This is a genomic window from Pantoea sp. GM01, from assembly GCF_000282675.1.
GTDB lineage: Bacteria > Pseudomonadota > Gammaproteobacteria > Enterobacterales > Enterobacteriaceae > Pantoea > Pantoea nemavictus.
In genome coordinates, this window is the sequence record NZ_AKIU01000069.1 from 20,973 (window position 1) to 32,576 (window position 11,604).

The following is an 11,604-nucleotide window of genomic DNA, read 5'->3' on the forward strand; positions in this document are numbered from 1 at the left end:
ACGTTCCCGCCTCGTGGCTGATGTTCTCCTGAACATCTCTTAATCCCCAGCATCCTGCCAGTGGTGACTATTCTCTCAGAAACCATCGCAATAACAAGCCAGTAAGAAGCATTAATGGATTAAGCCTGGTCTTAATTTTCAGAATGATGCCATAAGTTCATGATTCACAATATTTTTACATTAGCGACGTGCAGATGCCTGCGAAATGATCTGGCGATCTCTCACACATCGCGTGAGAGATCTCTCACAGAGCACAAGCGAAAAATCTGCAACTCAGCCACTAACCGGTTGTAAAGCATTGAGAAATGTCTTAACGGAAGTGGCCAGTACTTCACGCTTTTTAGTACCGGGCTCCTCAATAATCACCTCGCCGGTAAGATTACATAGCGCAACGACCTCATTATCAGAGTCGGTCGTTGCTATAAATAAGGTCGGAGCTTGTCTTAAGCGGCGCTTCATAACCAGATGACCAATCAGGTTCTCCTGCAGGCGGGTAAAATCGGCTTCGCTCCAGACCTGCAGCAAGCAAAGTGGTCGCTGCTCAAAGGTTGCCATCATGTCGCCAGCAAATTGCGCGGTGTAAAAGGCGGTGATTTCGGGCTGCAGCTGAATATCCAGCGCGCGCTCCACTGCCTCAAGCGTGGCGGGCAACGTAAACGGCTGCGGCTGCCATAATACACGGTCATCCAGGGTGCTAATAATGCAGTCTGATGGTACGCCAAGCAGATCGGCGCTGGCCGGAAAATGTCCGGTTTGCTGCTGCCAATGTTGAACATAGCGGGCGGTAAACTCGCGCAGAGCCTCTGCGGTTTGCTGCATCATTCATATTCTCGTCGGTGATGGGTTACACTTAGCCACTTTGATGAAATTCAGTGGTAACCGTTATGTCTTCTGAAAATCGGGACCAGGCATTAAGCGGCCTGACCTTAGGTAAGCCCACGGCTTATGTCGATCGCTACGATAGCACGCTGTTGCAATCGGTGCCGCGCAGCCTGAACCGTGAGCCGCTTGGGCTCTATCCAGACAATCTGCCCTTTTCCGGCGCTGATATCTGGACGTTGTACGAACTTTCCTGGCTCAACAGCAAAGGCGTACCGCAGGTAGCCGTTGGTGAAGTGGTACTTCGCGCCGACAGCCAAAACCTCATCGAGTCAAAGAGCTTTAAGCTTTATCTTAACAGTTTTAATCAGACCGTTTTCGCCGACTGGGGCGAAGTGCGCCAGACGCTGGAGCGCGACCTCAGCGCCTGCGCCAATGGCCACGTCACCGTGGCGCTGTTCCGTCTCAGCGAAGTCGAAGGACAGCCGATCGGTCACTTCAGCGGTGAAGTGATTGATGAACAGGATATTGAGATTCACGATTACGCCTTCAATGCGGATTATCTGGCGCAGGCTGCGGGCCGTGAGATGGTTGAGGAAACGCTGGTCAGCCATTTGCTGAAATCCAACTGTTTAATCACCAATCAACCCGACTGGGGTTCAGTGATGATTCGCTATAAAGGCCCGCGTATCGATCGTGAAGCGTTACTGCGATATCTGATCTCTTTCCGCCAACACAATGAGTTTCACGAGCAGTGCGTTGAGCGCATTTTCAACGACGTTCAGCGCTTTTGTCAGCCAGAGTCGCTAACGGTCTACGCGCGCTATACCCGCCGTGGCGGTCTTGATATCAACCCATGGCGTAGCAACGTGCCCTTCTCTCCGGGATATTCCCGCCTGGTGCGCCAGTAACAGATTGCGAGACGCCTCGCAGGCCGCTGCATGGATGCGCGGTTCCTCTTGAGCATCCGCAGCGGACAACGTTACTCTGTTGAAGGCGCGATCGTCACAGCATGCGCGACCAGGGATTTTCGTCTCTGCGCTCAATACGTTAAGCGCAGCGTCATCAGTCACGCATTTGCGTGTAAAGGAGTTCTCTTGATTACACATATCAGCCCGCTTGGCTCGATGGATTTGCTCTCCCAATTAGAAGTCGACATGCTGAAGCGCACGGCCAGCAGCGACCTTTATCAGCTGTTTCGTAACTGTTCGCTGGCGGTGCTCAATTCCGGTAGCCAGACCGACAGCAGTCATGAACTGCTTTCGCGCTTCGAAAATTTTGATATCAACGTGTTACGCCGTGAGCGCGGCGTAAAGCTGGAGCTCATCAACCCGCCGGAAGAAGCCTTTGTTGACGGCCGCATTATCCGCTCGCTGCAGGCCAACTTGTTTGCGGTGCTGCGCGATATTCTGTTTGTGAATGGCCATCTTTCAGCGATTGAACGTTTCCAGCCTGAAGATACCGAAGACTCCGCGCACATCACCAACCAGGTGTTTTCGATACTGCGCAACGCGCGCGCACTTCATATCGGCGAGTACCCGAATACCGTGGTGTGCTGGGGCGGCCACTCAATTAATGCGGTGGAATATCAATATTGCCGTAACGTCGGCACCCAAATGGGCCTGCGTGAACTCAACATCTGTACCGGCTGCGGGCCAGGTGTGATGGAAGCGCCAATGAAAGGTGCTGCTGTTGGTCATGCGCAGCAGCGCTATCATGACAGCCGTTTTATCGGCCTGACTGAACCGTCGATCATCGCCGCGGAGCCACCGAATCCGCTGGTCAATGAGCTGATCATCATGCCGGATATCGAAAAACGTCTCGAAGCTTTTGTGCGTATGGCTCACGGTATTGTGATCTTCCCTGGCGGCGTCGGCACGGCAGAAGAGTTCTTGTATTTGCTGGGTATTCTGATGAATCCGCACAACAGTGAGCAGGTGTTGCCCCTGATTCTGACCGGCCCCAAAGAGAGCGCCGATTACTTCCGTGTGCTGGATGATTTCATTGTTAACACGTTGGGCGAAGCAGCACGTAAGCACTACAAAATCATCATTGATGACGCCGCTGAAGTCGCGCGTCTGATGAAAAAAGCCATGCCGCAGGTGAAGGAATATCGTCGCGAAACCGGCGATGCGTATAGCTTTAACTGGTCGATTCGTATTGCACCGGAATTACAGGTTCCCTTCCTGCCCACGCACGAGAATATGGCTAACCTGAAGTTGTTCCCGGATCAGCCCGCCGAACTGTTGGCGGCCGATCTGCGTCGCGCCTTCTCTGGCATTGTGGCCGGAAACGTTAAGGAGATTGGGATTCGTGAAATTCGCGAAAAAGGCCCGTATAAACTGCATGGCGACGCCAATCTGATGCACCGCATGGACGAATTGCTGCAGGGCTTTGTTGCGCAGCAGCGTATGAAGCTGCCGGGCAGCGCTTACACGCCCTGCTACGAAATCATCAAATAACTCATCAGGAAGGCAGCCTGCGGGCTGCCGCTATCGCTATGTCGTTTCATCTTCTTATCATTGATGCGCTTAACCTGATCCGCCGCCTGCACGCCGTTCAGGGCTCGCCGTGCCGTGACAGCTGCGTTGCCGCCTTACATCAGTTATTAGGCCATACCCAGCCCACGCACGTGGTGGCAGTTTTTGATAGCCATGAACGTCAGCCGGGTTGGCGCCATCAACTCCTGCCAGATTACAAAGCTGGTCGCCCGCCGATGCCGGAAGATTTACAGCGGGAGATGCCGGCGCTGCAGGCTGCATTTCACGCTGCGGGCGTCAGCTGCTGGGTAGCGGATTTAGACGAAGCCGACGATCTTGCTGCCACGCTGGCAGTAAAAATGGCGGATGCCGGTCATCAGGCAACGATTGTGTCCACTGATAAAGGCTATTGCCAGTTGCTGGCACCGAATATTCGCATTCGCGACTATTTCCAGAAACGCTGGCTGGATGTGCCCTTTATCGAACAGGAATTTGGCGTCTCGCCTGCACAGTTACCCGATTACTGGGGATTATGTGGTATCAGCAGCAGTAAAATCCCCGGCGTGCCAGGCATTGGCCCCAAAAGCGCCCGTGAATTGCTAATGCAGTTTGGCTCGCTTGACGCGATCTACCAGCAATGGGATCACGTGCCAAGCAAGTGGCAGGGAAAATTGCATGAACAGCGGGAAATGGCAGAAACTTGTCGGAAAGTCTCGACGTTAAAACGAGATTTAGTGTTACAAGGCAATCTCAACACGCTGAGATATAACGCTAAATAGCGGTCGCCATTAATGGCGACCCTACGACGGTTTTGAACCGTTTATAAGATATGCATAAAAACAACGCGGCCTGTTCAAACATATCCGCCAAAATAATTTGCACTACAGCAAGGCGGCAAGCACGCGAGTCCCCGGGAGCATACATCAGTGACCGGGGCGAGCAAACGCAGCCAACGCCGCTGTAGTGCAAAGTATGACGGCGGATTAGCGCTCGTCGCGACGGCCGCCTACAGCCGCCCAGAGCCGTCGTACGTGAACGGTGACTTCTTCACGGTCGTGATACAGCTGGCGCGCCTGAATTTGCGCATTAATGCCCTGCGCTTTCAGTGAATCGTCAATCATTTTCAGGTTCTGCGTGACCTCTTCATAGCGCTTCTTCATTGGCAACTTGAGGTTGAAGATGGCTTCGCGGCACCAGCCATTCACCAGCCATTCAGTCATCAGGCTCGCTACGCGCACCGGTTTTTCTACCATGTCGCATACCAGCCAGCTGATGTTGGTGCGCGGCGGACGGAATTTAAATCCATCTTCACGGCAGTGCGTGACTTGCCCAGTGTCCATCAGACTTGGCGCCATCGGGCCGTTATCCACCGCAAACACCCACATGCTGCGTTTCACCAGTTGATAAGTCCAACCGCCCGGACAAGCGCCAAGATCGACAGCGTACATGCCGCTGGCCAAGCGCTCATCCCACTCATCGGCAGGCACAAACACGTGAAACGCCTCTTCAAGTTTAAGCGTGGAACGGCTCGGCGCATCAGAAGGAAACTTCAGGCGCGGAATCCCCATATAGAACGGCGAGTTGTTTTCCGGCAGCGAATAGCCAACATAGCAGGTGCCTGGCGCAATAAAGAAGACATGCACTACCGGTCGCTTGGGCGTCTCGTAATTCAGCAGGATTTTACTTTCACGTAGGCTGGCACGCAGCGGCACGGTTAACTTGCGACAGAACTTGGTGAGCTCTTTCGCTTCGTTGGTGTCCGGCACTTCAACCCGCAGTTCGCCGCCCTTTTCCACTACACCGGTCAGCATGCCGACAATCGGAGTGATGCGATCTTCCTGCGGCAAATCGCGCAGCAGTTCACCGACGACCAGCATCTGGCGTGCAAAAATAAGCTCGGCAAACGGCAGCGTTTGGATCAGCTTCTCTGCATCTTCCTGCTGATAGCATTCATACAGCACGTAACCCGAGTCATCTTTTACGCGTGGAAAGCCGTAAATCTCACGCTCAGCGGCTTTGGCACTGATTTCCGCCGCGCACTCTTTCTCAAATCCCGGACGGCAATAGAGTAAAACTTTATTCATGGCGATCTGCCTTTCGTTTCAGACGCAGTGCGCCAATCAACATCAAGAACCAGCCAATAAGGAAGCACAAGCCGCCCACTGGCGTAACAAAAACCCAAAATTTCATGTGCGACAGCGCCAGACAATACAGGCTGCCACTGAACAACACGGTACCGAGCGCCATCGCAGCGCTACTCCAGTAAAACCAGATATTGGCGCGGCGCAGCATGGCGGCACCCAGGCCGATCACCGCCAGCGTGTGATACGCCTGATATTCGAGGCCGGTGTGCACCCACGCCATTTCAGCTGGGCCGAGCGATTTGCTCAGCACATGCGCCCCGAAAGCACCAAACGCCACCAGCAGAAATCCACTAATGGCGGCAAAAACGAACATGGCACGACTGGACATCAAAAGAATCCTCAAGGTAATGCGCACATCACTGTGCAGCCATCAACGCATTAGTGATCGTAGCGAAAACGGAATTTTTCTTGTTCATTAGCCGCTTTTTCCAGGATCCACTGGCGAAAGGCGGCTATTTTACCCAGTTCTGCCTGACTGTCATGACAAACCAGATAAAAAGCATTTTTACTGACTAAGACGTCATTAAACGGACAGACCAGACGCCCGGCTTCAATTTCACTCTGCGCCATCACATTATTGGCCAGCGCCACGCCCTGACCATGAATCGCCGCCTGCAACACCATCGCGCTGTGGCTGAAAATCGGTCCCTGCTGCACATTGATATGCTGCAAACCGAGCTGACGAATATAGGATTGCCAGTCGCGGCGCGACGCATCATGCAGCAGTGTACAGTGCGCTAAATCGGCAGGCGATTTGAGCGGATGATCGCCCGTAAGCAGCATCGGTGAGCAGACCGGCAGTAAATATTCCGCGTACAACTTTTCCACGCGCAGGCCCGGCCAATTACCGCGACCGTAGAAAATCGCCACGTCGACATCGTCGGCCAATTTCTCTTCATCACGGTCTACCGCCTGAATACGCACGTCGATGCCCGGATAAGCCATATTAAAGCTGGAAAGACGTGGAACCAGCCACTGAATCGCAAAACTCGGCAGCAAACTGACGGTTAACGCACCTTTAGCGCTGCGCGCCTGTAGCTTGCGCGTCGCATCATTGATGGCGGAGAAAATCTCCTTGATATCTAAATAGTAGCTTTGACCTTCTTCCGTCAGTAAAAGCGAACGATTCCTCCGGCGAAACAGCTTTAGACCAAGGAAATCTTCCAGAGATTTTATCTGATGGCTGACAGCAGCCTGGGTAACAAACAGCTCTTCAGCGGCTTTGGTGAAGCTTAAATGACGGGCAGCAGCATCGAAGACGCGTAAAGCATTTAGCGGCGGAAGGCGTTTTGACATGGTTTTCCGTATCCGGATTGACAAGGTAATACTTCAACTTATACAAAGTCGCTACGTATTAGTTTTTTTAATCCGAGACATTATAATTTTTCCGTTGAGGAAGCTCCAGCAAATACCTATAGTTGCCGCACTTCCTGAGCCGGAACGAAAAGATTTCTAGAAACGTGCGAGAGATCGCAGACTTTTGGAGAGCTTTTGGCTTGTGGTCGTGATGTTGTGTTTGCATTTTGATCTGACGCTTGCAGATCAAGCTTTTAATTCCTGTAGATTTACCCTGTCTGTCCATAGTGATTTTAAATGGCACCGCTCATTGCGGTGCTTTTTTTATGCCACACATCCTTGTGCGTACCCTTCCGAGCTGTCGCTACAACGACGCGACAAAACTAATCCCGGAAATCGTTATTCAGTTACTGCCCCATCTCTACCATCTCTTTGACGTCAGAGCGGTTAATTTGCTGCTTGTTGCCATTGGCATCCTGATAGCTGATCATACCGGTTTCGTCATCAACTTTAGGTTTGCCATCCGCAACAATGGTGCGACCATCGTTAGTGTGCATCACGTAATTGCTTGAACATGCGGCCAGGGTAAAGGCCATGGTGCACACGGCCAGCACTGCGGTGAGTTTATTCATCTTCTATCTCCTTGCAGATTGATTGCATTAAACCACCCGCAGGCGCGACTAAAGATAGCGCCAGTAGAATCGACCAGGAATCGCGATTCGTTATGCGGGTTTCGGTTCAAACCTTGCATTAATTAGCATAACGCGCTTTTCACGCTTTGCCAGGCAACGGGCCAGCTTTCGTCCTGGTCCTAACATTATTAACAGTAGGCTGAGTATGACCCTTTTTTCCCCTACCGCCTTTCGCCAGCAGTTTCCTGCGCTGAATGATGCCGGCATCTATCTCGATAGCGCCGCCACCGCGCTGAAGCCACAAGCCGTCATTGATGCGACCGCACAGTTCTATAGCTTGAGCGCGGGTACCGTGCATCGCAGCCAGTTCGCCGCCGCACGTGCGCTGACGGAAAAGTATGAACAGGCACGCGGTTTAGTGGCGCGCTGGCTTAACGCCGCAGACGACCGGCAAATTGTCTGGACGCGCGGCACCACCGAAGCCATTAATCTGGTCGCCCATAGCTGGCTGGCGCCACGGCTACAAGCGGGCGATGAGATTGTGGTTAGCGAAGCGGAACATCATGCCAATTTAGTACCGTGGCTGATGGTGGCGCAGGCCAGCGGTGCGAAAGTGGTGAAATGGCCATTGGGTGCCGATCGCTTGCCCGATATCGCCCAATTGCCCGCCTTGCTTAACGCGCGTACTCGCTTGCTGGCCGTTGGCCAGATGTCGAACGTCACCGGCGGCTGTCCGGATCTGGCCCTGGCGATCCGCCTGGCCCATGACGTTGGTGCCAAAGTGATGGTCGATGGCGCGCAAGGCGTGGTGCATTGCCCGCCGGATGTGCAGGCGCTGGATATCGATTTTTATGCGTTTTCGGGTCACAAGCTTTATGGCCCGATGGGCATTGGCGTGCTATATGGCAAAGCCGAACTGCTGGAGGCTATGCAACCGTGGCAAGGCGGCGGCAAGATGTTGACGCAGGTCGATTTTAACGGTTTCACGCCGCAACCAGTGCCCTGGCGTTTTGAGGCCGGCACGCCAAACGTCGCCGGCGTGGTGGGTTTGAGTGCCGCACTGGAATGGCTGGCGCAACATCATGCCGAAAAAGCCGAAATGTGGAGTCAGCAGCTGGCGAGCCTGGCCGAAGAACAGTTGAGCGAGATCCCCGGCTTCCGCAGCTTCCGCTGTGGCAATGCCAGTCTACTCGCGTTTGATATTGCCGGTATTCATCACAGCGATATCGTCACGCTGCTTGCCGAGCAAGGCATCGCACTGCGCGCGGGACAACACTGCGCACAACCGCTGATGGCGGCGCTCGGCGTTAGCGGTACGTTGCGCGTCTCGTTCGCCCCCTATAATAATTTGCAGGACGTGGATGCGCTGGTGCGCGCCATGCACCATGCCGTCGACTTACTGAGTGAATAAGCTAATGACATCAACCTTGCTCGCCCCGCATCCGTTCGGCGATCTGATCACCGAAGCTAGCCTGACGGAAAAATTCACCCATTTTCATCAATGGGAAGATCGCTATCGTCAGCTGATCCAACTCAGCCGCCAGCTGCCCGCGTTAGCGGAAGAATTAAAGACAGCGGATATCGAGCTAAGCGGCTGTGAGAATCGCGTGTGGCTAAGCAGCCAGTTGCTGAACAACGGCACGCTGCACTTTTATGGCGACAGTGAAGGACGCATCGTGCGCGGTTTGCTGGCGGTGTTATTGACTGCAGTGGAAGGCAAAACGCCAGCCGACTTGCTAGAGCAAGATCCGCTGGCGTTGTTTGATAGCTTAGGTCTGCGCGCGCAGCTCAGTGCATCACGCAGTAGCGGATTACAGGCGCTGGCAGATGCCGTACAACGCGCCGCGCGCCAGCACACTCAGGCCGTTTGACGCGCCGCCTTCGCGAGGAATTTCTTCAACGCGTGAGAGACCGCAACAAACCCAAAGGTAGCGGTCACCATGGTGGCCGCACCGAAACCAGCGGCACAATCCATGCGTTTCGGGCCTTCGGCGGTTGAGCGTGAGGTGCACACGCTGCCATCCGGCTGCGGATACATCAGCGCTTCCGTCGAAAACACGCAGTCGATGTCGAGCTTTCCTTTGCTGTTCTTCACCACGCCAAAATCGCCTTTCAACCTTTCGCGCAGTTTCGCCGCCAGCGGATCCTGAATGGTTTTCGCCAAATCACTCACCTGGATCTGCGTCGGATCGATCTGACCGCCCGCGCCGCCGGTGGTGATCAGCGGGATCTTGTTACGCCGGCACCAGGCAATCAACGCCGCTTTAGGGCGCACGCTATCAATCGCATCAATGACATAGTCAAAACCTGCCGACAACAGCTCAGCGGTATTTTCTGGCGTGATGAAATCATCGATGCAAATCACTTCGCATTCGGGATTGATGGCACGCATCCGCTCTGCCATCACTTCAGTTTTCGCCTGACCAACTTTGCCCTGCAGCGCGTGAATCTGGCGGTTGGTATTGGTGATACAGACATCGTCCATATCAATCAGGGTGATTCTACCAATGCCGGTGCGCGCTAACGCTTCCGCCGCCCATGAACCCACGCCGCCAATACCAATTACGCAAAAGTGGGCGTCGGCAAAACGCTGTAACGCATCCTGCCCATACAGACGCGCCGTGCCGCCAAAACGTTGTCGCCAGGCGTCGCTAACCACAGTCATAACCAAACCTTTCCGAAAAAACGGGACATTAATTAGAACCCAACAGCAGCGAACCGTTGTTGCCATTTTGTGGGTTGCTAAACACCGGCTGGCCAGTGCCCGGCGCGGCTTTCAGCACCCATACGCGGCCATAATGGTTGTAGAAACCAGCCAGATGCGCCGCATCTGGGCCAACGCCTTGATAGATATCGAAGTGCTGCCCTTTAATCGCGCCACCCACGTCCAGCGCGACCATCAAACGCATCTCATATTTGCCGTTGAACTTGCCCTTCTCATTCAGCTGCGGCACTTCCGCCAGCAATACCGTGCCCGCCGGAATCAGCGAACGATCGGACGCCACTGATGCCTTGGCAATCAGCGGAACTGCGCTGGCACCGCGCACCGGCACGTACTCTTCCGGCTTAAAGAAGACAAAGGATTGGTTAGTTTCCAGTACCGAACGCACTTCCTGCGGCGAATGCTCTTGCGCCCACTGACGAATCGCCTGCATCGACATATCTTCGCGCTTCACTTCACCGCGATCGATCAGCTCTTTACCGACGCTGTGATAGGCCCAGCCATTTTTGCCGCCGTAGCCAAAGAAGCGCAGCGGCCGACCATCACCAAAATCGACATAGCCACTGCCCTGCACATCCATCATGAAGTTATCAATGAGCGAGTTGCTATAAGCAATGATGTAGCGGTCATCCAGTCCACCATTATAGATAGAAGCGCGGCTCGGCAGTTTTTGACCGCGGGTACGCGGTGGCATGCGGTAAATCGGATACTGGAATTCGCCCTGACGGGTATAACGCGCTTCCACCACCGGCGTGTAGTAACCGGTAAACTGCACGTTGCCGTAATTGTCAGTGCCTTCCATCTGATAGGCATTCAAGCCGAACTGGTTGAGCTGGCGAGTATCAGCGCCAGACAGCAGCCAGTTTTGAATCGCGCTATAGGTCCCGTTGTTGCGGCCGAACAGACCAGAAGAGGCGGTTTGAATCTGCACCACCTGATCGCTAAAGTCCTTACCGTTCACCGGACGCCCTTTGGCATTCGGTTGGTTAACCAGCCCAAGCGGTTGCTCCAGCTTGCCATCTATATATTGCTGACCGCGATCGGTCGGTTTAGAACTACAGCCCGCTAGCAGCGCGAAAAAAGCGCCCGTCAGTGCATATTTGGCCCAATGTGCTTTCATAACTTTCTCTTTTTATCGATTGTTTGCCCGGCGACGATAGCAAAGGGGCAGCAAGATTGAAATCTGCGACAAGCCGCCACGCTCACATCTGTACAATAATCCATCCAATGGCGAGTTTATTCACCAACTGACTGTAAATTTGGCGCTTTGTCTCAAAAAGGGGTTGCATCGCCGCGCGTCCAGAGTATAGTGCGCATCCACGGACGCGGGGTGGAGCAGCCTGGTAGCTCGTCGGGCTCATAACCCGAAGGTCGTCGGTTCAAATCCGGCCCCCGCAACCAATTCTTCTTAAATGAAGAGACAATGTGAAGTGTCGTGTAACGCGTCAGTCGGACGCGGGGTGGAGCAGCCTGGTAGCTCGTCGGGCTCATAACCCGAAGGTCGTCGGTTC

General features: G+C 54.0%; 12 protein-coding genes and 1 tRNA gene. 6 read left to right on the forward strand and 7 right to left on the reverse strand.

The genetic code is table 11. The features are described from left to right. Positions 1-273: 273 nt before the first annotated feature. The gene (gene syd, locus PMI17_RS19265; RefSeq protein ID WP_036621896.1) at positions 274-822 is read right to left on the reverse strand and encodes a SecY-interacting protein; all 549 of its coding nucleotides are present in this window, start codon (positions 820-822) and stop codon (positions 274-276) included. A 62-nt stretch (positions 823-884) separates the two neighbouring features. On the opposite strand from syd, the gene queF reads away from it, so the two are divergent. From queF to xni, 3 genes are all read left to right on the forward strand, one after another. Then, positions 885-1,730, forward strand: a complete 846-nt coding sequence (gene queF / locus PMI17_RS19270; RefSeq protein ID WP_007891740.1) for an NADPH-dependent 7-cyano-7-deazaguanine reductase QueF — start codon at positions 885-887, stop codon at positions 1,728-1,730. A gap of 186 nt (positions 1,731-1,916) precedes the next feature. Continuing rightward, positions 1,917-3,281: a nucleotide 5'-monophosphate nucleosidase PpnN gene (gene ppnN / locus PMI17_RS19275; RefSeq protein ID WP_007891741.1), complete on the forward strand. Its 1,365-nt coding sequence runs from the start codon at positions 1,917-1,919 to the stop codon at positions 3,279-3,281. 38 nt (positions 3,282-3,319) lie between these two features. Continuing rightward, a complete protein-coding gene (gene xni, locus PMI17_RS19280; protein WP_007891742.1) occupies positions 3,320-4,078 on the forward strand; it encodes a flap endonuclease Xni in 759 nt (252 codons plus the stop codon). 204 nt (positions 4,079-4,282) lie between these two features. Here xni and rlmM read toward each other — a convergent pair whose 3' ends face one another. From rlmM to PMI17_RS19300, 4 genes are all read right to left on the reverse strand, one after another. Then, positions 4,283-5,383: a 23S rRNA (cytidine(2498)-2'-O)-methyltransferase RlmM gene (gene rlmM / locus PMI17_RS19285; RefSeq protein WP_007891743.1), complete on the reverse strand. Its 1,101-nt coding sequence runs from the start codon at positions 5,381-5,383 to the stop codon at positions 4,283-4,285. Continuing rightward, a complete protein-coding gene (locus tag PMI17_RS19290; RefSeq protein WP_007891744.1) occupies positions 5,376-5,771 on the reverse strand; it encodes a DUF423 domain-containing protein in 396 nt (131 codons plus the stop codon). The genes rlmM and PMI17_RS19290 overlap by 8 nt, the downstream gene beginning before the upstream one ends. Positions 5,772-5,821: 50 nt before the next feature. Then, positions 5,822-6,739, reverse strand: a complete 918-nt coding sequence (locus PMI17_RS19295; protein ID WP_007891745.1) for a transcriptional regulator GcvA — start codon at positions 6,737-6,739, stop codon at positions 5,822-5,824. A gap of 407 nt (positions 6,740-7,146) precedes the next feature. Then, on the reverse strand, positions 7,147-7,371 hold the full coding sequence (locus tag PMI17_RS19300; RefSeq protein ID WP_007891746.1) for a YgdI/YgdR family lipoprotein: 225 nt from the start codon (positions 7,369-7,371) through the stop codon (positions 7,147-7,149). Positions 7,372-7,576: 205 nt separating this feature from the next. Between PMI17_RS19300 and csdA the strand changes: the two genes are divergently transcribed. Together csdA and csdE are read left to right on the forward strand one after the other, a co-directional pair. Further along, a complete protein-coding gene (gene csdA / locus PMI17_RS19305; RefSeq protein WP_007891747.1) occupies positions 7,577-8,782 on the forward strand; it encodes a cysteine desulfurase CsdA in 1,206 nt (401 codons plus the stop codon). A gap of 4 nt (positions 8,783-8,786) precedes the next feature. Beyond that, complete coding sequence (gene csdE / locus PMI17_RS19310) at positions 8,787-9,242, forward strand: cysteine desulfurase sulfur acceptor subunit CsdE (protein WP_007891748.1); 456 nt, start codon at positions 8,787-8,789, stop codon at positions 9,240-9,242. Here the strand turns inward: csdE and tcdA are convergent. Both tcdA and mltA read right to left on the reverse strand, forming a co-directional pair. Continuing rightward, positions 9,230-10,036 (reverse strand): tRNA cyclic N6-threonylcarbamoyladenosine(37) synthase TcdA, encoded by an 807-nt coding sequence (tcdA, locus tag PMI17_RS19315; protein ID WP_007891749.1) that lies wholly within the window; start codon positions 10,034-10,036, stop codon positions 9,230-9,232. The two genes, csdE and tcdA, sit on opposite strands and share 13 nt — an antisense overlap. A 28-nt stretch (positions 10,037-10,064) precedes the next feature. Next, positions 10,065-11,213, reverse strand: coding sequence for a murein transglycosylase A (gene mltA, locus PMI17_RS19320; RefSeq protein ID WP_007891750.1), 1,149 nt, complete (start codon positions 11,211-11,213; stop codon positions 10,065-10,067). Between the two features lie 204 nt (positions 11,214-11,417). Here mltA and PMI17_RS19325 point away from each other — a divergent pair. Further along, positions 11,418-11,494, forward strand: a tRNA-Met gene (locus tag PMI17_RS19325). The last annotated feature ends 110 nt before the right edge of the window (positions 11,495-11,604 follow it).